General features: G+C 49.1%; 15 protein-coding genes. 7 read left to right on the forward strand and 8 right to left on the reverse strand.

Going from position 1 to position 21,510, the window contains the following annotated elements; all coding sequences use genetic code 11:
- Positions 1 to 23: 23 nt before the first annotated feature.
- Entirely contained in the window at positions 24 to 647 is a 624-nt protein-coding gene (locus tag ACO05Z_RS14570; protein ID WP_421902909.1) for a 4Fe-4S binding protein, read from the reverse strand.
- Positions 648 to 757: 110 nt separating this feature from the next.
- On the opposite strand from ACO05Z_RS14570, the gene ACO05Z_RS14575 reads away from it, so the two are divergent.
- The gene (locus tag ACO05Z_RS14575; protein ID WP_421902910.1) at positions 758 to 1,438 is read left to right on the forward strand and encodes a Crp/Fnr family transcriptional regulator; all 681 of its coding nucleotides are present in this window, start codon (positions 758 to 760) and stop codon (positions 1,436 to 1,438) included.
- Here the strand turns inward: ACO05Z_RS14575 and ACO05Z_RS14580 are convergent.
- The 5 genes from ACO05Z_RS14580 to ACO05Z_RS14600 form a co-directional block, all read right to left on the reverse strand.
- Positions 1,435 to 2,439: a chemotaxis protein gene (locus ACO05Z_RS14580; protein ID WP_421902911.1), complete on the reverse strand. Its 1,005-nt coding sequence runs from the start codon at positions 2,437 to 2,439 to the stop codon at positions 1,435 to 1,437. The genes ACO05Z_RS14575 and ACO05Z_RS14580 overlap by 4 nt on opposite strands.
- A 124-nt stretch (positions 2,440 to 2,563) precedes the next feature.
- On the reverse strand, positions 2,564 to 3,973 hold the full coding sequence (locus tag ACO05Z_RS14585; RefSeq protein WP_421902912.1) for a tetratricopeptide repeat protein: 1,410 nt from the start codon (positions 3,971 to 3,973) through the stop codon (positions 2,564 to 2,566).
- The gene (locus ACO05Z_RS14590; protein WP_421902913.1) at positions 3,970 to 5,262 is read right to left on the reverse strand and encodes an HlyD family type I secretion periplasmic adaptor subunit; all 1,293 of its coding nucleotides are present in this window, start codon (positions 5,260 to 5,262) and stop codon (positions 3,970 to 3,972) included. The genes ACO05Z_RS14585 and ACO05Z_RS14590 overlap by 4 nt, the downstream gene beginning before the upstream one ends.
- On the reverse strand, positions 5,259 to 6,959 hold the full coding sequence (locus ACO05Z_RS14595; protein ID WP_421902914.1) for an ATP-binding cassette domain-containing protein: 1,701 nt from the start codon (positions 6,957 to 6,959) through the stop codon (positions 5,259 to 5,261). Before ACO05Z_RS14595 ends, ACO05Z_RS14590 begins: the two co-directional genes overlap by 4 nt.
- Positions 6,960 to 7,071: 112 nt before the next feature.
- A complete protein-coding gene (locus tag ACO05Z_RS14600) occupies positions 7,072 to 8,415 on the reverse strand; it encodes a TolC family protein (protein WP_421902915.1) in 1,344 nt (447 codons plus the stop codon).
- 177 nt (positions 8,416 to 8,592) lie between these two features.
- Here ACO05Z_RS14600 and ACO05Z_RS14605 point away from each other — a divergent pair, with 177 nt between their 5' ends.
- The gene (locus ACO05Z_RS14605; protein ID WP_421902916.1) at positions 8,593 to 10,953 is read left to right on the forward strand and encodes a CHASE2 domain-containing protein; all 2,361 of its coding nucleotides are present in this window, start codon (positions 8,593 to 8,595) and stop codon (positions 10,951 to 10,953) included.
- Here ACO05Z_RS14605 and ACO05Z_RS14610 read toward each other — a convergent pair.
- Positions 10,943 to 13,696, reverse strand: coding sequence for a hypothetical protein (locus tag ACO05Z_RS14610; RefSeq protein WP_421902917.1), 2,754 nt, complete (start codon positions 13,694 to 13,696; stop codon positions 10,943 to 10,945). The genes ACO05Z_RS14605 and ACO05Z_RS14610 overlap by 11 nt on opposite strands.
- A 112-nt stretch (positions 13,697 to 13,808) precedes the next feature.
- Complete coding sequence (locus ACO05Z_RS14615) at positions 13,809 to 16,103, reverse strand: cysteine synthase (RefSeq protein ID WP_421902918.1); 2,295 nt, start codon at positions 16,101 to 16,103, stop codon at positions 13,809 to 13,811.
- 177 nt (positions 16,104 to 16,280) lie between these two features.
- Here ACO05Z_RS14615 and ACO05Z_RS14620 point away from each other — a divergent pair, with 177 nt between their 5' ends.
- The 5 genes from ACO05Z_RS14620 (at position 16,281) to ACO05Z_RS14640 (ending at position 21,375) form a co-directional block, all read left to right on the forward strand.
- Positions 16,281 to 18,044 (forward strand): motility associated factor glycosyltransferase family protein, encoded by a 1,764-nt coding sequence (locus tag ACO05Z_RS14620; protein WP_421902919.1) that lies wholly within the window; start codon positions 16,281 to 16,283, stop codon positions 18,042 to 18,044.
- Positions 18,045 to 18,217: 173 nt separating this feature from the next.
- The gene (locus tag ACO05Z_RS14625) at positions 18,218 to 18,733 is read left to right on the forward strand and encodes a hypothetical protein (protein ID WP_421902920.1); all 516 of its coding nucleotides are present in this window, start codon (positions 18,218 to 18,220) and stop codon (positions 18,731 to 18,733) included.
- Positions 18,734 to 18,863: 130 nt separating this feature from the next.
- Complete coding sequence (locus ACO05Z_RS14630; protein ID WP_421902921.1) at positions 18,864 to 19,103, forward strand: hypothetical protein; 240 nt, start codon at positions 18,864 to 18,866, stop codon at positions 19,101 to 19,103.
- Positions 19,104 to 19,107: 4 nt separating this feature from the next.
- On the forward strand, positions 19,108 to 19,734 hold the full coding sequence (locus ACO05Z_RS14635) for a phosphatase PAP2 family protein (protein ID WP_421902922.1): 627 nt from the start codon (positions 19,108 to 19,110) through the stop codon (positions 19,732 to 19,734).
- 3 nt (positions 19,735 to 19,737) lie between these two features.
- On the forward strand, positions 19,738 to 21,375 hold the full coding sequence (locus ACO05Z_RS14640; RefSeq protein WP_421902923.1) for an ArnT family glycosyltransferase: 1,638 nt from the start codon (positions 19,738 to 19,740) through the stop codon (positions 21,373 to 21,375).
- Positions 21,376 to 21,510: the final 135 nt, after the last annotated feature.

The following is a 21,510-nucleotide window of genomic DNA, read 5'->3' on the forward strand; positions in this document are numbered from 1 at the left end:
ATACCGCCTGAGAATTGGAACGGCTAAGATTCCAGCAAAATTTTATCATGACCGACCCGGTCCATGACCCAACCGAAACGCTTGCCGTCCACATAATTGTCCATCCAGAGCTTCAAGCATCTGGAAATCAGATCCAACACTTCTTCATCAGAATAGACTCCGGGGAGCTCCATACTAAGACGTGGGTGCCTGCCCAGCCTGCCTCCGACCAGAAAACGCCACCCGCTACGGGAACAAGAAATAACTTCCGTGGGACAGACTTTAGTGCAATAGCCGCAGACAAGACACTTCTCACGGGATATGACAACCTTACCGTCAACCATCTCCATAGCCTCATCAGGACAGTGCTGTACACATTCCTCACACCCGATACAGCCTTCATGATCAATGACCGGAACACAAGCCCTGATCAAACCGATATCCGCAATATGTGGGCGTGAACAGCCATTTGGACAGGCAGCAGCACTTACGCTAAGCAACTTATGTCTGTTGATTTTTTCTCCGAATCTCTGACGTAAAAATTCAGACCAGCCGCTTTCTTCAACCACCGTCTCAATGCGCTCTGCAAAATCCTCATCAATATATAATGCAAAACGGCATCCTCCGGCAGGTCCCCGACAGGCGTTAATTATAGCTGCTTTCTCCATATTGTTTCCTTTCTTCGTTTTATCAGTTAGTTAATCATACAGGATATAATTCTCACAAACCCTGACTTAAGTCATTTACCGGGCATCATTAATTATAAAAGAATACTGTAATGAAAAAGACACACGAGCTAAATAAAATCTCCCTATTTGCAGGCCTGAGCGTAGAACAGCAGGAAAAGCTGGAGCAGATCATCGTTCCCCGTGAATTGAAAAAAGGTGAACAAATTTTTACCGCCGGAAGTGATGCCACGGGATTTTATTCTGTGGAGTCAGGAAAGGTCAAAATCTACCGGGAATCTCTGGCCGGGAAAGAGCAAATTATCCATATATTCGGGGCCGGGGAAATTTTCGGGGAAGTTCCTGTCTTTCAGGGTGCATGCTATCCTGCAAGTGCGGTGACTCTGGCTAAATCCACCCTGCTCTATTTCCCTCGTGATCGCTTTGAAAAGGTAATCCGCGAAGACCCGGACCTTGCCATGTCCATGCTGGCCCTGCTTTCAGGAAGGCTTCGTCAATTGGTCAATCAGGTGGCAGCCCTGAGTCTGAGCGAAGTCCCGGCAAGGCTTGCCAGCTACCTGCTGCTGCTTAAATCCACCCAGAACTCCAATATACTGGAACTGGACCTTCCCAAGGGCTTGATCGCCTCTTATCTGGGAACCATTCAGGAAACCCTTTCCCGCGTTTTCAAGAAGATGAGCGAACAAGAACTTATTAAAGTTGAGCGGAAAACAATCGAAATTATTGATGAGGCTGCGCTGGAACTAATAGCCAGCGGAGAAGAGCAGCTTTAGCCTTTGCACTTATAAAGCTCATCAAGATCCACTCTGGCCTGCTTGACCAACGTAGCAATCTGAGGCTTGGAGTACTGACGGTTGGCCCCTACGGCATCCCCTTTATGCAGCAGTTCTTCTGTGATCAGTGACGAGAAAAGATAAACGGTCAGGTCACGCAGGTTGGGGTCTTTCTTGATTTTCTTGGTCAGGGCATGCCCGTCCATTCCCGGCATTTCAATATCAGAGACAACCAACTGGATAAACTCGGAGACATGCAATCCTGTCTTGCCCACTTTAGCAGAAATTTCCTCAAGAGCTTTCCAAATTTCAAGCCCGTTAGGATAGGCATCAACCTCAAATCCCCCGCGTTGCAGTGAGTTTTTCACCAGATTACGCATGGAACGTGAATCATCAGCGCATATAGCCTGATAAACACACTCCACAGATTCTTCCACTTCCGCAAGAGCGGCTCTATCACGCGCAGGATTGAGGTCTTCCATGGCCTGCTCAAGGTCAAGCACCTGCAGGATGCGGTCGGGATCAGTAAGCTTTACCGTTCCAATGATAGTCCCCTCGGCATACTTGGCCATATTACCCTGCAGGGATTCAAGCTCACTCCAGCTTACACGGTGGATTCTATTAACCCCGGAAACCAGAAAAGCACTGACAATTTCATTAAACTCAGTAACCAAAACCATACGCTGATCCTTGGAAACTGGCTCCATACGCAGCCAGCCGCTAAGATCAATGAGAGGTATAACCGAGCCCATAAACTCAAACATACCCAGCACCAATGGGTTCTGGGTATCAATGGATGATGAAACTCTGGAGATAGAGCCGTCTTGTTTACGGCCGGAAAAATTTTTGAGGTCTGCTTCCCTGACTATCTTCTTTACTTTGGCTACGTTGAGGCCGAAGGACCAGCGTTTGTACGTATCGCCGCTCCCTTCATCAAGATAAAGTTCCAGAAGCTCAACTTCGTTGGTCCCGGACTCAAGCAGAATTTTACTCCCCGTCATTACTGGCTAACCCCTCAATTCGCTTTAGAATCTTAATCTATTTTTTAACCCTGATTCATGAATTACCGTACCTGAGACTTTCAGTCCAGCACTCTCGCTAAAAAAGCACCGAATTGCCACATACTTAACTTTTCAGTTTCTGCTTCAGGGCAGCCAACATGCTGTTGAAAACAATACTCCAATCCCCCGGTTTCCTCTGACGAAAGAGTATCATGCTCGGATACCATGGAGAATCCTTGCGCTTGCGCATCCAACGCCAGTCCGGATTATAAGGTATCGCCACCCAGACCGGTATATTCAAAGCCCCGGCCAGATGGGCAACGGAAGTATCCACAGTGATAATCAGGTCCAACTGTCCCATAACCTTGGCCGTATCAGCAAAATCCTCACAACCGTTACCAAGGTCACGCACCAGCACTCCGCAGCTTAACTCCTCGCGCTGCTTTGACTCCGGCCCTTTTTGCAGTGAATATAAAGTTACACCGGGTATTTCAGCGAAAGGCAAAAAGTTTTCAATACTGACCGAACGGTTGTGATCGTTTTTATGTGTAGGCTTCCCGGCCCAGACAATCCCGACCTTAAATTTAGTACCTTCCGGAACATGAATGGGGAATCCGGCCTGTGCCGGGGCAGTAAGGTAGGGACAATCCCGGGGAATGGACTTGATGTCATGTTTTAAAATTCTCGGCAGGCTGATCAACGGGGTCTGCACATCAAATTCCGGCAACTTTTCCCCGCCACTGACAATCTCCTCAATTCCGTCCATTCCTTCCAGCAATGAAACCAACTCCGGCTGGCAATCGAAAATAACTTTACCTCCGGCCTCAGCCACAAGAGGAAGATAACGACAAAAATTTAAGGTATCGCCGAAGCCCTGCTCCGAATATATGAAAATCCTTTTCCCGTTCAGGGGAGAACCGTCCCAAAGGGGCTGGCGGAAATGGCGGGGTACCAGCTCTTCACGCTTCCAGCGGTACTCATAAAGCTCAAAGCCGTTTACGAAATCCCCTTTAGCCAATAAGGCCAAAGACTTATCCCAATTAATTCTGTCGTCATCAGGTTTAAATTTCAAACAATGGTTAAAAAGACGGATGGATTCGTCCAACTTGCCAATATCCTGCAAAACCAATCCAAGATTGTAATAGGCATCGATAAATTTACGGTCCAGCTCAATTGCCCTGCGGTGGCAGGCTACGGCTTCCTTTAGTTTTCCCATCCTGCGCAAAACATTACCCAGATTGCTCCATGAGCCGGGACTATCCGCTTTAACGGCCAGAGCCCTGCGATAACATGCCTCTGCGGCTTTGAACTTACCCTGCGCACGCAACGCCACCCCAAGGTTACCCAGAAGAACATTATCATCAGGCAGCAGATTCAGCGCCATGGAATAGAGAGCTATGGCCTCATCGTAATTACCGGCAGAATGCGCTTTTACCGCGCTAATAAAAATTCCCTTTACCTTGGGCGGAACAGTATCAATCCACTCCGGCTGCTTGCTTTCCTCTTTTGGGGATGCAGGAACTTTTCTGCTCATCGTTCCCTCATGGCGTAGCTCATGGACCCCATAAACGGCTCAAGAATATATTCCATCACAGAACGGGTTCCGATATGAATTCCGGCAATTACCCGGATACCGGGAAAAAGCTTATAGTAGTTTCCGTCGTGCTCAAAGAAATCCTTATCTGTCTCTATGCGCACCCTGTAAAAGGTCAATCCCCGCTCAGTAGAATCTGCATCAGGACTGATATTGACAACTTTACCGTCAATATTTCCAAAACGGGAGGCATCGCTTGAAGCCAGCTTGACCACCGCCTTCTGTCCATCCTTAACATACCCGATATCACTGATGGGCAAACGCGCTTCAATAACCAGCTTATCTCCGGCCGGGACAATATCCATGATGGTCAGTCCGGGACGCACTACCTCGCCCACGCTGACCACGTACAAGGTTTTGACAACCCCATCCACCGGAGAGCGGATGATGGTGCGCTTCAGATTATCCTCAAATTTCCTGAGCCGCTGGGAAAGCTCATCAAACTCACGACGTGCTTCCTGCAAATCCTCACGCACCGAAGCCAGATAGGAATTCCTGATCTCCCCGATATCGGCCTTGGCCTGCGCCAGAGCAGAACGGGCCTTGGCGAGCTTGGCTGAATCTTCCTCAATGGAACTCTTAAGCTTCGACTCTTCCTTAAGAAAACCGAGATGCTTATAGCGTGAGGTCAACCCGTCTTCCAGCAGTCCGGCGCTGATTTTAATCTGTTCACGCAAAAGTTTCAGACTGTTCCGGGAATTGCGCTGCCGGGAACTGATCTGCCTGATATCCTGCTCACGCTGTTTGATCTTTTCACGCTCGGAAAGGAGATCACTTTCAACACGGGCCTTGCGGGTCTGAAACAATTTCAAAGACCGCTCGATCAAAGCAGGAAATTGCTCGTAAATATCTTTCGGATAATCGGGAGCTTCAAGCCCCTTATCTTCAGCAGACAGACGGGCAATATTTACCCGCAGGGAAGTTACCCGAACCTCAAGCTCATCAACAGTTGAATCGCTGGCCGTCGCCTCAAGGACAATAAGTTCCTGCCCTTTGGACACCATTTCCCCCTCGCGGACATTAATTTTCATGATAATGCCGCCCTCAAGGTGCTGCACGGGCTTGACTCTTGAGCTGGGGATGACCTCCCCTTCAGCCTGACTGACAATATCCAGCTGGAAGTAACAGGCCCAGCCCAAAAAGGCGAGACACATGGCTATGCACAGGAAAAGAAAGAAATGGCTGGCGCCTTTTACTTCACCGGAATATTCCGGGTTCATGCTGGTCATTGTACACTCCCGCTCTTGGAGGACTCAGCTTCTTTTGCAGCTGCATCCCTTTTGGGAAAAAGCACGTTCGGTTTCGGCTTGTTTCCGAGGTCGATAATGATATCCGCACGCTGCATGAGCCGCATATCCTGCGAAACAATGATCATGGTTTTCTTTGCCTTAACCATACTCTGGATAATCATATCCATGGCCCGCAACCCTTCAATATCAAAACCCTCGGCAGGCTCATCAAGCACGGCCACAGCTCCCTGCACGGAAAGCGCACGAGCAAGAGCCAGCCTGCGCCGAATTCCCACAGCCAACTCCGCTCCACCATTCACTACTTGTGCTTCAAGTCCCTGAACACTGGTATCGAGATATTTCTTAAGCCCCGCGATTTCCACCACCCGGTTAAGACGTTCATCATCCATATCCGGATTGTTCAAGCAGATATTTTCCCTGATGGTAGCATTGAGGAAAGTCGGTTCCTGCGGCAGATACATAACCTGCTTACGCCACCATGGCGCGGAAAGCTGACGAACATCGACTCCGCCCACAAGAATCTGCCCCCGCCCGGGGTCAATAAGCCCCAGCAGCAAACGCACAAGGGAAGTTTTCCCGGCCCCGTTATGACCGGTAACAATTACGATATTGCCCGGTTCAATATTCACATCCAGCCCCTCAAACAAAGGACCGGTAGAACCGGGGTAGGCAAAGCCGAGGTCTTTGATTTCGATTTCGCCCCGGTAGTCCTTAAGCTCTGTTCCTGTTTCGGATTCAAGGGGCTGGCGGACGAATTCATGCAAAGATTGCATCATCTGCCCAGCCTGAGAAATCATGACTCGTGATTTCATGAAAGATGCAGACACAGCCAGCGCCTTGCCGGAAAGGATGGATGCCCCGATCAATCCACCGGTACTCATTGATCCGGCGACAACTTCACGTGCCCCAACAGCATAAACCATAACCCGCAACAACATAGCGATGCTCTGCAAGACAGCCTGGCTGCGGGTTCCGCTTTGGACCATATCCCGCTTGATCTGCTGTAACTTATCCATCTGGGTCTGAAATACTCCAGTCAAAAAGCCACGTCCGCCGAATGCTCGGACAGTGTCAGCCCCGCTGATGGCATTAGCAAGGTTACCGCGATGAACTACGGATTCATTACGCATGGTATCGTTCATCCGCTTGCCGCGACGCATATTCAGCCAGCCCGCAAGCATGGAGCAACCGATAGCCAGCATGGTAATCAGAGCCAGAGTCGGACTGAGAAAAAAGGTCGCCCCTACAAAAAGGATAAAGAAAGGCATATCCAGAACAGAGCAGATAACAGAGGCGTCATAACCGGCCTGCACAACCTGTATACCGCTCATGAGTTCGTGAATACGGGCCGGGGGAATCCTGCCCAGCGTGCTCATTTTGGCCCGGGCAAGACAGCCCAGCACAGTTTCGGAAAGCACACGATCCGGCCCCACATTGACAGCCGAAGCCAAACGGACCCGGACAACAGTAAAAGCATGGTTCAAAACCCCGGCAATGAGCATACCCACGGTCAGGGTAATCAGGGTTCCGTCAAAACCATAGCCCACGTAACGGTTCAAAACCTGAATAACAAAGATCGGTGAGGCAAGGGAAAGAATATTGATAAAAAAAGACGCGAGGCAGATCTCAAAAGCCAAAAACGGATGTAGCGACAATCTCCTCAACAACTCTCTCATGTGACCGATCCCCTGTCCAAAGTAAGAAAATCAACATCTGTCCGGAAAAAGAAAATTCCATGAGCATGCACACATGGAATTTTCAGTAAACTTCGTAAAATACGCTTAAAGCTTATTTGAAAACATCGATATCCATCATGCCCATTTCATAGAGAAGCTTGTAGGCAAAGATAATATTATCAATGTCAGCTGTAACGCTGGCACTGGTTGCAGTGGAATAGTCCCTTTCACCGACGAGAATATCAAGAAGCTCTACCTGTTCACCTGTGGCTCTCTTTTTCTTGATCAACTCAAGGAATTCCGCAGTAATATTAGCCTGAGTCCTGTAGAGTTCAGCGTTTTTACGCAGAGTCATCAACTCAAGCCATGCGTTGCGGACATTTTCCTCTACAGTACGGCGCACATCAAGGGTCTGCTTGCGGATCTCACGCAGATTGGCTCTGGCTGCCTGAGTGGCCTCGTATTCATAAAGGCCGGAGAAACCGGAGTATCCAACCTGAAAGGTAGCCTTGTTCTCGGTTCTTACACCGCTGGCACCCTGATCCTGTTCCCTTCTCTTGCCCTCAAGAACAAATTCAAACTTGGGGTAAAGGGTAGCTTCCTGCACATCAACATCGTGGGAAAGCCTTTCTTTGGAAAATTTAAGCTGCAGCAGCAACGGGTTCTGGGCCTGGGCCTGAATGATTGCATCATCCAGAGATGCAGGCATGTAGCTGGCAGGCATGGAAACCGGAACCATCTTTTCAATTTCATCCATGGCAATGGGGAAACCGTAAACAGCCTTGAAACGGTTGCGTGCAGTCTGCAGGGAGCGCTCTACTGTAACCCTGTAGGAAGTTGCCCCGGCAAGCTGGGCCTTGATCTGGAGTTCCTTGTAGGAAAGACCTGCCCCGCGCTTAACCAAAGTTTCTTCCATACCGGAAAGACGCTTCATGCTTTCTTCGGACTGGATGGCATACTTCAAGGTTTCTCTGGCCCGTATCAAACCGAGATAGGCTTCAACACCCTGAATCATGAGTTCCTGACGGGTCTGTTCAAGAACGGCCTTGTATTCGTTCAGAAGGGCTTTGCTGCTGTCGATATCGCTATTCACACCGCCGAAATCCCAAAGGAGCTGGGTGGCTTCAATACTTTGTTCGTTGCGGCCTTTGTTGGTTCCGCCACCGGGCTTGTCAATTTCTTCGCGTCCGGCCTCTACATTAACATCAAAGGTCGGAGTCCATCCGGACCAGCTCTGAGAGACAAGGTGTTCAGCTGATTCAACACGAGCTTCAGCAGCCTTGATCCGGTCGTGTGTGGATAGAAGATCATTGAGAATTGCTTTGAGGTAGGGCCTGCCGTCTGCCTGTTCGGGGTTCATGGGAGCCATTTCCTGCTGTGCAAAAGCAAGACTGAACGCACCTGCCATCATGCAGAGCGCCAAACCCAGAATTAAAGTCTTAATCGCTTTCACCACACAATCCTCCCCAAAAAACTAAACATATTAAACAGATAAAACAGAATGCTTTCTTAATTTTAACTTTATTGTATCAGATATATATAAATTTAATTGAAAAATCCAGACGATTCATACATATATAAATAGTATTTACCAATATCTATTAACATAAATTCTAGCCCATATCCAAAAAAAATGCTGAGCATACTAAAAAAAATAACCGGTTCCGATTCATTTTTCCTGCTCCTCACCGGGCTGGCCGTATCCATTCTGGTCGCAGCCCTCTATATTTTTCAGCCCCCCATCCTGCAATTCGTGGATTACAAAATTTACGACCAGTTTATGCGTTCCAGCCCCGTGGGCCAGAAAACCAACGTCCCGGTAGTTGTAGATATTGATGACGAAAGCCTTGCCGAGCTTGGGCAGTGGCCTTGGCCCCGCTATCGTATGGCCCTGCTGCTGGCTAAAATCCAACAGGCCGGTGCACTTTCTACCGGGCTTGATATTCTCATCGGGGAACCGGACCGAACTTCCCCGGCAACCATCAAGAAGAGTCTGAGCGAAGAACTGGGCGTAACTGTTAATTTCAAAGGATTGCCTGAAGGGCTCATGGACAATGACTTGGTATTGGCAGATGTTCTTAAGCACGGCAATTATGTACTCGGTTTCTACTTCGACTTTCTTGAAGACAAAGCTGATCCTTCTTTGAAAGAACAACCCTGCTTTGCCAAACCAGTACCCATAGCCCAAATCAGGGCTAAAGGGGCACCTCCAATCAAAGACCTGACCCTGAGTGCACTGGATGCCATCTGCCCGCTTCCGGTACTGGCGGAAGCCTCGCCCCTGTGCGGCTTTTACAACAGCCTCACCGACTATGACGGTGTTGTGCGCCGGGTTCCGTTGATTATCACCATGAACGGCAAACAATACCCGAGTCTCGCACTTGCCACACTCATGAAAGCAATGGGCCGCAAGAACATTCTCGTTAAGAGCAGTTCCATCGGCATCGAATCCATCAGACTGGGCAAAACCACCATACCTGTTGACGCCAAAGGCCAGATGCTGGTCCGCTACCGTGGTGGAATGGAAGAATTTCCTTATTACAGTGCCAAGGATATCCTCAGCGGCAAGGTCGGAGAAAAAGAACTCAAGGGTAAAATAATTTTCATGGGAACCTCGGCTGCAGGACTGCGCGATTTAAGGGTTACCCCCTTTGCTTCGGACTATCCCGGGGTGGAAGTGCATGCCACAATAGTGGATAACATCCTGACCCGCGACTTCATCCTCAAGCCGGACTGGGTGCCCGGTCTTGAACTGGTGCTGGTAATGGTGGCAGGCCTTATTTCCATGGCCCTACTGACATGGTCCCGCTCCATGTGGATGATCCTACCCATCGCAGTTATGGGTACAGGAATCTTTTATGGATCACTTTATGTTTTCCAGACTTACAATGCATACCTCACCCCCATGTATGCACTAATTGCACTGGGTACCAACTTCACCCTGCTGACCCTGATCAAATTCTGGCGCGAAGAAGGCCAGAAAAAATTCCTGCAGGCCACCTTCTCATCCTATCTGGCCCCGGAACTGATCGACGAAATGTTCTCCAACCGCGAAATGCCGGAACTTGGTGGTGAAGCTAGGCAGGTTACCGCTTTCTTTACCGATATCCAGAGCTTCTCCACTTTCTCGGAAAAGCTCACCGCGCCACAGCTTGTTGAGCTGCTTAACGAATATCTATCGGTCATGACCGACATCCTCATCGAGGAAAAAGGAACCCTCGATAAATACGAAGGTGATGCGATTATCGCCTTCTTCGGTGCCCCCATGGATGTACCGGACCATGCCCTGCGCGCCTGCCGGGTAGCGGTGAAAATGCAACGTGCAGGAATTGAATTACGTGAAAAATGGGCCGAAGAAAAACAACTACCCGATGAACCGGACCGCAACACCAAGAATTTCCCCGAAGAACAATGGGCCAATGGCGAAAAGTGGCCCAAGGTAGTTCATAACATGCGCACCAGAATCGGGGTCAACTCCGGTGAAATAGTGGTTGGTAACATGGGATCATCCATGCGCATGAACTACACCATGATGGGTGACGCGGTTAACCTAGCCGCCCGTCTGGAGGAAGGCGCCAAGCAGTTCGGTATCTTCACTGCAGTGTCCCATTTCACACTGGATCAGGAAGTGGAAGTAGACGGAGAAACCCACAAGATTCTTGATCTCGTGGAAGCACGACTTATCGATAACATTCAGGTTGTCGGTAAGAATGAACCAGTCCGAATCTACGAACTGGTAGCCATGAAAGGCAGCCTTACCGAAAACGAAGAAATCCTCTTCGACCTTTTCGCCAAGGCTAGAGAAGAGTACGTTGCCCAGAACTGGGACAAAGCAATTGAGTTGTATCAGGAAGCCAACAAGTACGAACTCTACAACGACACCAAACACACACCCTGCGAGGTCTTCATCAAGCGCGCCGAAGAGCACAAAATCAATCCCCCGGTCCCCGAAGGTGAGGTTTGGGATGGGGTTTATCGGATGACTAAGAAGTAGATTCAAATTCTTTTAAAATTGAAGCAACCTGCTCGGATAGTTCTATAAATTCAGGATTGTCCGAGTATTTTTTACTGATCCCTCTGAATTCAGTAAGATATTTTTCTGCTTCTTCCGGTTGTTCTGGTTGCAAAAGTAATAACCAAAGATTAACAGCCCCTTTAGCCTGCTGCAAAACAATCTCGGATGTGGAGTGCTCAGAAGAGGAAAGCGACCGCAAGTCAGCATAAAGAGACATGGCCTTATCAAATTCCTTAGCCTCGCCGTAATCATTGATCAAATTATACGCACCCTCAGCCTGCTGCAAAACAATCTCGGATGTGGAGTACTCTGAAAAGGAAAGCGACTGCAAGTCTGCGTAAAAAGACTGGGCCTTATCAAATTCCTTAGCCTCGCCGTAATCATTGATCAGGTTAAACGCACCATTGGCCTGACGCAAAACAATCTCAGATGTGGAGTACTCAGAAGAAGCAAGCGACTGCAAATCAGCGTAGAGAGACTGGGCCTTATCAAACTCTCTAGCCTCGCCGTAATCATTAATCAGATTAACAGCAGCCTTGGCCTGTCGCAAAACAATCTCGGATGTGGATAATTCAGAAGAAGCAAGCGATTGCAAATCAGCATAAAGAGACATGGCCTTATCTAACTGCTTTTCAGCACGGTAATCATTGATCAGATTAAACGCACCTTTGGCCTGTCGCAACACAATCTCGGATGTGGAGTACTCAGAAGAAGCAAGCGACTGCAAATCAGTGTAGAGAGACTGGGTTTTATCAAACTCTCTAGCCTCGCCGTAAGAATTGATCATACTAACAGCAGCCCTAGCCTGTTCTAAAACAATCTCAGATGTGGAGTACTCAGAAGAAGCAAGCAACTTCAAATCAACGTAGAGAGACTGGGCCTTATAAAATTCCTTAGCCACGCAGTAGTCAATGATCAGATTAGCAGCACCCATGGCCTGCTGCAAAGCAAACTTGGATGTAGGATACTCAGAAGAAGACAACGATTGTAAGTCAGCGTAGAGAGACTGAGCCTTATTAAATTCTTTAGCATCGCCGTAATCATTAATCAGATTAACAGCCAAGAGCGACCAAGTATATGCTGACAATTCACTAAATTGCTCCGGCTTACCGGTCAGCAGAGAAAAATTAACATGGCTAAAATAATCCTGTCGAACCCTGTCCATAAATTTCACTGAGCCGAAAGCGGAAGCACTCCAAGCAACCTTTAAAATATCTTTACGATATTTATTCACTCCTGTGTCTTCATCATCTTTTAAAAATTCAAGCACAAAAAGCTCACCGACCAAATCCGGTTCCCAAGGCGGAATCTGATGAATCACCTTATCTTTCCCGTGAGCTTCGCAATTCAAAACCTTAAAACGGTCTTTCTCGTAGACCAACTCCCCTAGCGAAGTAACACACTCTGGTAAGTCAAAATCATATTGAGTAGAAATCCCCCCGATAATGGTTGCCAGAACAAGTAAAGCCAAATCCTTTTCAGTTACCCCACAAGGCTTCAGTATATCCTCAAGCTCACGATTGATCACATCCTGAAGCAATGACTCACGATTAAAATGCCTATCTCCATGACCTTTGGCTACAGCACTGCCCAAGTAAGCGGCAAACAAAGGCCGCATATCTTCATCAATATCCTTCAGCCTTTCCAAAAGACTGTCCCATGACTCGGGAATTTTCTCGCTTTCCTTCTCAAAAAAAAATTCAAAAATTGATTTCGCAATTGACGGATCAGGCTCTTTCAACAGGTATGGCTTTTCGAACTGGGAATCTCTGGTATGCCTGTGCTTGGAAAGATTGCTTAACTGATGATCTGAACTGTCCCGATCCAGAATCAGTATGCGAATCTTGCATTCATGCTTGTTCTCACGATTAGTCAACAGTCTTATAATATCATGCAGTTTATCCCGCTCCTTAGCGGTATAATCTACAACCAAAAGCGTTGGCTGGCAGGGCTGCCAATGTTTGAAACTGAAGTCAAAATCATCAAGAACCCCTGAACGAAAACCAACACCATGCTTGAGGCAAAATTCGAGCCCGAGCCTGCTTTTACCGACCCCGCCGGGTCCAATGATAACCTGCCAACTAAACATACGCTCGCTGTTAAGAAAAGATTCCAGAAAAGCAATCTCCTTTTCCCTTCCGGCAAAAGGGATGTACTGAGAGCGATAAACGAATTTGTTTATCTCAGTGCCTGTAGTGTTGGGATTTACAAACTCCGGCTGTTCACTTAGTTGATCTTTTAATGCACCAAGTTCGACACCGATATCGTACAGCCTGTCCAGTTCCTCTAAATGTGCCTGTATATCAAGCGAAAGCGATTCTCTATGCTCAATATTTCCTGAAGCCCTATCGACATTTCCTTTTAAAAGCTCTTTCAGTCCTTCTTGTGCCGCAATTTGCTGGTTAGTCATTTTGCGCAGATCTTCAAGCTTCTCCAGAACAGCTTTTACCCGTTCAGACTTCTTGAGAAAACCCAGAAGTCTTTTCTGCGCCATGTCAGAAAGAGCTGTACCGCCATACTTTCCTATATTCACAACAAATATGGATATAATCTTGACTGCAAGCTTAACTTTCCAACCGGAAAATCCTTCTTCTTTCAGCCAACCGATCACATATTTGGACAAATCAACATCCGAAAGCCACTTAATCAAATCATCCGACTCAGCAAGTGACTTAAGCTGCTTCTCAACATCAAATATTTCAGAATCATTTTTATCAGGCATAATTATTCAATATTCGAACACAATTATCTTTTCAAGTCCCACTATTAAAAAACAAATCCCCCTGCCGCACCAAACGACAGGGGGATTCCTAATTACTAAATCCAAATAAATCCTACCTAACCCGAAAAACCCGCGCCCCCTCGGAACTGTCCTCTACGTTGAAGCCGAGTTCGAGAAGCTTGTCGCGCAGACCATCGGCAGTGGCGAAGTCTTTGTTTGCTCGGGCAAGCTCGCGTTGCTCCAATAAGTCCTTAGCCTCTTCCGGCAGGGAAGTGAACGGCACGGGCATGGCCTCGTGGTCGAGGATGCCTAAGATGTCGTCGACTTCAAGAAGCTGATCGAGGCAGAACTTTGCTTCCTTGGCGGAGAGCTTTCCGCTGCCCAGCTGGGAATTGATGGTCTTGGTGAAGCTGAACAGGATGGGCCAGAAGCGGTGCAACATGAGGTTATCGTTCAGGGCCTGCGAAAGACCGGACTTGAGGGTGAAGACCTCCTGATCGATATCCTCGGAAAGCTGCCCTGAATCCCCGGCATGTGTGCTCAGACCTGCGGCAAGATCCTGCAATTTCTGCTGGTTCTTGACCCACATGGAAATGGACTGTTCGCTGCAAACCAGCGGCTTCTTATAGGATGACGAGAGCATCCACATACGCACAGCGATGGGCTGACCGGACTGCTCAAGGAGTTCATCTACGCAGGGCAATACCGGACCGCCGGGAAGTACCGGCTGGGCCACCATCCATGCCTGTGGAGAGACTCCGGCCCCGGCCCAGATGGCGCGCAGATTTTCCAGATGTGGAAAGCGGTGAATTTCCCCCGCCAGCACAAGGCTCACACCGGGCAATCCTTCAAGGGCGGTTACACCCTGCTGCATGAACCAGCTGGGGCGCACATTGCCCCACTCTGTCTCGATGATGTCACCGAGCTTGAGGTCCTGCAGAGTGGCCCGCTTGAGCAGGGTGAAATCACGCGGATTTTCCTTTACGTAATCATCCATATCCACGGTCTTGCCGAGACTGACTTTATCGATATCCATGTTGGACATCTGGCCGTAGCCCTTGTCGCGGGAAATGTCGAAATATACGGAACGCAACTTCTCATAAGCCAGCCCGTGAGCCAGCAATGCGCGGCAGAGTTCCACGGTACGATCTACGGATTCCGAAGCACGCTCAAATCGCATGGATTTCCGCACGCCCAGCAGAGAAGCAGCCTTGCGTACGGCAGTGGCGATCTCAGTGGAAAATGTCTCCCGATCCACACCACGCTCACGGGAAGCTGCAAGGGTCTGGTCTTCAAGGTCAGCCAAGCCTACCAAAGCGGAAACCTTGGCTCCCTCGCGCTCCAGATGGCGGGCCAGAACATCAAGCAATACTATACGCCTGAACACCTCAGGATCGTAAGGATTATCAAAAGACGGTCCCATGGTAAAAAGACCTGTTTCAGCTTCGGAAATGGAAAGGACCCGGTCCTCTCCGCTACTCTGGTCAAAAAGTTTCGGTCCCTTGAGGGCCTGCGGACGGAACAAAGGAGTGGAAAGATAGCGTTCACCGCCATCAGGGAAAATGGTTACCACCAGCCCGTCTTCAAGCTCAGAGGCGATGGCGGCAGCCCCGGCCATGGCAGCCCCGGAACTCATACCCACAAATACGCCCTCTTCCTTGGCAAGACGGCGACAGGATTCAAAAGCGTCATTGTCCTGCACCCGGATGATACGGTCCAGCTTCTGCTTGTCGTAGATACCGGGAGGATAGGACTCCTGCATATTCTTGAGGCCCTGAATCTTGTGTCCCGGCTCAGGCTCCACAGCGATCATCTGGATATCCTTGTTCAGCTCCTTAAGCCGCTTGGTGATACCCATGACCGTTCCGGTAGTGCCTAGACAGGCTACAACGTGGGTTACTTTACCTTCGGTCTGATCCCAGATTTCCTGTCCGGTTCCTTCATAATGAGCCTCGATGGAGGCTTCATTATTGTACTGATCCATGAGCAGGTATTTCTCCGGTTCCTCACGGTAGAAACGGTAAGCCTGTTCAATGGCCCCGTCCGTGGCAAGGTGTCCGGGTGTAAGCATGATCTCGGCCCCGTAAGCACGCATGATCATCTTACGCTCTTCGGAAGCAGTCTCGGGCATGATCAGCATCAGCTTGTAACCACGCACCGCACAGGCCATGGCCAGCCCGATCCCGGTGTTCCCGGAAGTGGCTTCAATGATGATTTTATCCGGGGTCAGCTCCCCGCTCTTCTCGGCCTTGCGGATCATGGCCCCGGCCGCACGGTCCTTGATGGAACCGCCGGGGTTCATGGCTTCCAGCTTAGCCAGAATCTTGACATTTTTATTGGGATTGAGGCCCCGCATCTCAACAAGGGGGGTTCCGCCGACCAGCTCAAGAATATCACGAGCAAACATTTTATCTAATCCTTTCAGCTAATTATCTTTAAGAAAATGAATTTAAGGCCGCGTCCTTTTTACTTCTGGCAGTCATTTTGCAAACAAGGGGCAGAGGATCATCAGTGTTTGAAATCCGGGGCAAGGAATGAACCCGGCTAAGTACAGCTAATAAACAGTCTGCCAAGGACGGAACAAATGTCAGCCTATCCTTTTCTTAAAGACAACATCGAAGCTCTTGCAACATACAACCCGCCCTTTTATTCCTGGCTGAGCAGTCAGGATATTGACGAAGAGAAACTGCAGGAATCTCTCTTCAAGAATAAGTGGAACATTCTCGACTGGAAAATGGAAAACGGCAGCGGAATGTTCGAATCCGTCCCGCCCAATATGATTTATAAGAGCTGGGAGGCCAAAGACAAGCCCGAAACCAGTGCCACATTCATAGTAGGCTGCAACGTGGGCTACGGTCTCAATCAAGTACTGATGAACACTCCCGACACCCACAAGGTCATTGTCAGCGAACCGAATCCGGAAATGCTGCTCGCCTGTCTGGGCCAGACCGACTACCGCCCTTTCATGAAAGCTGGAAAGCTCCATTTTTGCCCAGTCGATGAAAACAGCCTGATGAGTATCATTAAAGAACTCGACCTTCAATTCGTATACGGCAAAATTTATTTGCGGCTGGATATGCCCAGTCAGCAGTTGGGACCGGAATACGCCCGCTGGTCCTCCACCATCCACAATAAGCTGGAATCCTTTACCGTGGAAATGACCACCCTGCGATTGAAGCAGGATGTCATGGTCGGCAACGAACTGGATAACTTTTCACGCATCCTCGGCGACGGCAGTATTGCCCCGCTCAAGGGAGCAGGACGCGGCATGGGCGCGGTAATTCTCGGCGCTGGCCCTTCTCTGGCTCAGTTCGGCCCTGAACTGGCAAAAAATCCCGGACAAGCCATATTCACAACCTCGCTTCAGGGTCTTCCCGCTGTACAGAAAACCGGAATCAAACCCCACTTCTGCATTGGTATTGACTATAACGCCTCTATGGGCCGGGTATACGACCAGCTGGATCATGAATGGGCAAAAGACATCCCGCTCATCTACTCCACCAAGCTGGACCACAAAGTACTTGCCGCCTACCCCGGACCGACCATCCCCATGTGGACCGTAGGTGGACTGGGAACTTTTGCCCTGACCAACCACGAAGAAATTTTTGACGCAGGTAGTAACGTCAGTATCACCCTGGCAAGATTTCTCGACTGGTGCGGCTTCAGCCAGATTTTAATGGTCGGACAGGACTTCGCATGGAAAGGCAAAGTCTCTCACGCTTCCGGTCACCAGAACTCCGGCGCAAATTACAACCCGGCTATGCTGGTGGAGCTGGAAAACGCGGACGGTGAAAAGCTGACCTCCACCATCCAGTACATAACTTCGAAACGTGAAATGGAAGCCGACATCAAAAAATTGAACACACCGTTTTTCAACCTTTACGGCGGCTGCGCAGTCATCGACGGTGTCCGCAATGTAGATATGAACGAAGTCAACATGGAAGGGTTGCTCTCGGCTGTTCCGGGCAGCATGGACCGTTTCAGGACAGCCATGAACATGACCGCCACCCCGCGCAATATACCTGTATTCGAACCGCGCAGCCCCAAGTGGACCTCATCGCTGAATCACGTAACCAAGAGGCTGGAAAAACTTTTCCGCAAGCATGGCAAGAATCAGGAAGAAATCCACAAGGCGCTCCACGAAGTCTATTTCTTCATCAGGCAGGACATGCTTTACTTGCCCTACCTGTATAATGAGATCCTAGATATGGCAGGGCTGGCCAGAGCCAAGTCACACTACGTGCCCAAGGACCTGCCCCACTACAAAAAGATCATCAAAAAAATCCTGACCAAAGTCCGCCACATGGACCGGGCCATGAATGTGTCCGGCAACCGCAAAGCGGCCTGAAAGGATCAATCTGAGAATAACGTCCAGTAAGTTAATCCATCATAAGAAAGTCCCTTGCAGCACCTGCCCGCTGCAAGGGACTTTCGCATTTTGGATAATATCAAAAAACAGCGTTGACATTTATATCACATAGAACACATTAGTTCAAGAATCATCAGCTTAAGGAGATATTTATGATTCGGTTAATGAAGATTATGGTCATGGTGACTGCTATGGTAATATTTGCTTGCGGAAGTGCGCTGGCGCAATGCAACGATTGCAACTTTAACGCTCAAGGAGGAACAACCGTTCCCGGTTTTCTATATTACTACACAAACTCAAACACATTTAGTCTAGCATATATAACTTTAACAAATACTTCATCGAATACTATTTGCTGCCGCGTCAATACATATGGATCTGATGGTGAAGATTTAACATCGTGGTCCGTAGTAAAAAAGGGTGGAGTTGAATGGACAACAGTACTTACTGGAGCTGGCTCATTTGAAATTCCTCCACATGAAACAAGGTGCTATATTGCCCATCTTCCTTCTTCTCGTTACCACACTTATGCTCATGCAACAGTGCAATGGAAATCATCTGATCCATTGCAAAAAAATGCACTTATTGGAAGCTGTACCCTGCGCAACAGTAACAATGGAGTAATGACCACTTCATACATCCCGGTAAACAACGGTAATCCTTTTTAAAATCTCAAAAAAAACGAAAGTCCCCCCCAGCATCTGCTTGTTGCGGGGGACTTTCGTACTAATCATCACAATCTATTTTCTTACGAAAACATTCCTTGAATCCTCTCCCGTCAGCGTGTAAACCGTGCCCATGAGTGATAATAAGCAAGACATGCCCTATCTCATGGAAGACGGCACACTGGTTGTCCCGTTCTCCTGCCCGGATCACGAATACAAGTACTGGAAAAAAGAAGGAAAAAAACTTTCCGAGGTGCTTGCGGACCTGAATACGGACAAGGAGACATGGTATAAATTCACCACGGACAAGCACCCGGATGATATTCCTGCCAAGGAAGAATCCGCTGAAGAGTCCACGGATGGCGGGGAGTAGGGAATTGAATTCGTTCATTAACAGAAACCTGACCCTCTGCCATTACTTTCTGGGCTCCCTGCCCCTGCTGCTGATCTTCGCTGCTCTCTGTTTCAACTTCGGCAGCGAAGCGGAAGTACTGGCCTTTTTCGAGGCCCATGCGCAGGCCCATCCGGACTTGAAATCTTTTGCCAAAATCGTAACCAACTGGGGAAATACCTGCTTTTACCCCATTTACCTCTGGTTTCTGATCACGGGTATCAAGCAACGCAAAACCGATAAGTCACGATTACGTTTTGCCCTTGTTTTTCTTGGGGTGCAGCTGGCAGTGAGCCTAATCGCCGTGCGCTTTCTAAAAATCGCCATCGGCAAGCCCCGTCCAGGCGAAGGCCCGTTCTTCGAGCCGATGTCAACCAAGGGTGTCTACCATTCCATGCCTTCGGGCCATACATGTGAAGTTTACGGGGCAAGCCTGCCCTTAATTCTACGCTACCGGAACCTGCTGCTGACTCTGGGACTGGGGACTTTCGCCGCAGCCGTTGCCTTCAGCCGCATCTACCTGACATGGCACCACCCCAGTGATGTTTTCTGCGGCTGGATGCTTGGATCAGTAGCCGGATTCGCCATTCACCTTTTTTCCAAAGAGGACTAGCCTATGCGCTATGAAAAAAGACCGTTCATCTGGGACATAATGGAAGCCAATCCATGGCTCAGTGTCCTGTTCATCATCTTCCTGCAGTCCATATTCACCATGGACTACCGTTCCCTCTGGTTTTCCGATGAGGTCCGCTACGCCGACGTCTACACTCAGATGAAGGACGCCGGACACTGGCTGGTCATGTATTTAAACGGAGTTGCCTACCCGGATAAGCCTCCAATATATTTCTGGTTCCTGTCCCTGATCGACACCCTGACCCCGGCGGACGGCATCAGTGTGTTTTTCCTTGGTTCAGCACTTTCCGCAGCATTTTTCCTGCTTTCCACAGTGGCCCTTGCCCGTACCCTTGGTTGCGGACGCAAAACCGCCCTTGCCACCGGACTGGTGCTGCTAAGCAATATTTTCTTCATCGGTATCGCCCACTATTCGCGTATGGACCTGCTCTTCGGCAGTTTCATCCTCTGGGCCAATATCTGTCTGTACAAAGGATTCCAGAATGAAAATTCCGCAAAATACTTCCTCTGGGCTTTCGGATTCATGGGCATTGCAACCCTGACCAAAGGTCCCTTGGGACTGATCTTCCCCCTACTCACCGCAGTCTGTTTCCTGATCTGGAAAGGTAGAATCAAGCTGCTGCGTAACAAGAATCTGCTCAAGGGGCTTGGCATCCTGCTGGCTATACTGCTGGCATGGGTTGTGGGTGCGCTTATCGTGGACGGCTCATCTTTCATCCACAATATCTTTTACAAACAGATTTACCAGCGCGCGGTCAGCTCCTTCCACCATGAAGAGCCTTTCCAGTACTACCTGATCGCCTTCCCTCTGGCTTGGCTGCCGTGGACACTGGCTATTTTCGCAGTACCGCTGAAAAAAATATTCTCCATCGACCATTGGGTGAAGGTAACTTCCCAGCGCAAAGAGTCAAAAAACGAAGGCCGGGACTGGGCATGGATCATGTTCATCAGCGGCTTTGTCATGCTGACCTGCTTGAGCATTAAGGTACTGATTTACATCCTGCCCCTTTTCGCTCCCCTTGCCATGCTCACCGCACGGGGACTTTTCGGCGAAAACGGACAGGAACCGGTCATCAACTCCAAAAGATTGTGGATCGCCATCGCCGGTTTCTACCTGCTGCTCGCTGTTGCTGCACCTTTTGCCGAAGTACTGATTCCCTTTGATATCACTCTGCACGGGTTGTCCTTTACTGTCCTTATCATGGGCCTTGCCGGACTAGCACTGCTTAGACTTAAAGAATCGGGCGCATACAAAGGTTTACTGGTTATGACCGCTGCCATGGTCATCTGGCTGCAACCGCTGGCCCTGATTACCCTGCCCTCACTTGATCCGCTCATGAGCCCCCGCCAGACCGGTGAAATGATGAAGGAATACGTTGCAGAAGGCAGCTATCCCATGGCCCACAAAATCTATTCCGGCATTTTCTCTTACTATGCCGGGACCAATATCCACGAAACCAGCGACCTTGAAGAAATCGAAAAGGTCATCGCGGAAAAAGATAACGTGATTCTGATCATGCAGAAAAAATACTATGAGCGCTGGGAAAACAAGCCCGAAGGAATCACAGTAGTAAACGAGCAGTTCATCTCCGACAGACCTTATTTGCTGCTCAAAAAATAACAGCTACCCCAAAACAGCAAACCACCCCGCCTTGGTATCACCGAAGCGGGGTTTTTTATTTTTCAAAACAAACAGTCCGTGCTATCGTCAAACCATTAGCAACAGGTACAACCGACTATACATCCGATACATTTC

The sequence above is a fragment of the Maridesulfovibrio sp. genome, assembly GCF_965230075.1.
In the GTDB taxonomy this organism is placed as follows: Bacteria; Desulfobacterota; Desulfovibrionia; order Desulfovibrionales; family Desulfovibrionaceae; genus Maridesulfovibrio.

Excerpts from the sequence above, each read along its gene's own strand:
- ACO05Z_RS14570 (WP_421902909.1), bottom strand. The coding sequence starts at position 647 with ATGGAGAAAGCAGCTATAATTAACGCCTGTCGGGGACCTGCCGGAGGA.
- ACO05Z_RS14575 (WP_421902910.1), top strand. The coding sequence starts at position 758 with ATGAAAAAGACACACGAGCTAAATAAAATCTCCCTATTTGCAGGCCTG.
- ACO05Z_RS14580 (WP_421902911.1), bottom strand. The coding sequence starts at position 2,439 with ATGACGGGGAGTAAAATTCTGCTTGAGTCCGGGACCAACGAAGTTGAG.
- ACO05Z_RS14585 (WP_421902912.1), bottom strand. The coding sequence starts at position 3,973 with ATGAGCAGAAAAGTTCCTGCATCCCCAAAAGAGGAAAGCAAGCAGCCG.
- ACO05Z_RS14590 (WP_421902913.1), bottom strand. The coding sequence starts at position 5,262 with ATGACCAGCATGAACCCGGAATATTCCGGTGAAGTAAAAGGCGCCAGC.
- ACO05Z_RS14595 (WP_421902914.1), bottom strand. The coding sequence starts at position 6,959 with ATGAGAGAGTTGTTGAGGAGATTGTCGCTACATCCGTTTTTGGCTTTT.
- ACO05Z_RS14605 (WP_421902916.1), top strand. The coding sequence starts at position 8,593 with ATGCTGAGCATACTAAAAAAAATAACCGGTTCCGATTCATTTTTCCTG.
- ACO05Z_RS14610 (WP_421902917.1), bottom strand. The coding sequence starts at position 13,696 with ATGCCTGATAAAAATGATTCTGAAATATTTGATGTTGAGAAGCAGCTT.
- ACO05Z_RS14615 (WP_421902918.1), bottom strand. The coding sequence starts at position 16,103 with ATGTTTGCTCGTGATATTCTTGAGCTGGTCGGCGGAACCCCCCTTGTT.
- ACO05Z_RS14620 (WP_421902919.1), top strand. The coding sequence starts at position 16,281 with ATGTCAGCCTATCCTTTTCTTAAAGACAACATCGAAGCTCTTGCAACA.
- ACO05Z_RS14625 (WP_421902920.1), top strand. The coding sequence starts at position 18,218 with ATGATTCGGTTAATGAAGATTATGGTCATGGTGACTGCTATGGTAATA.
- ACO05Z_RS14630 (WP_421902921.1), top strand. The coding sequence starts at position 18,864 with ATGAGTGATAATAAGCAAGACATGCCCTATCTCATGGAAGACGGCACA.
- ACO05Z_RS14640 (WP_421902923.1), top strand. The coding sequence starts at position 19,738 with ATGCGCTATGAAAAAAGACCGTTCATCTGGGACATAATGGAAGCCAAT.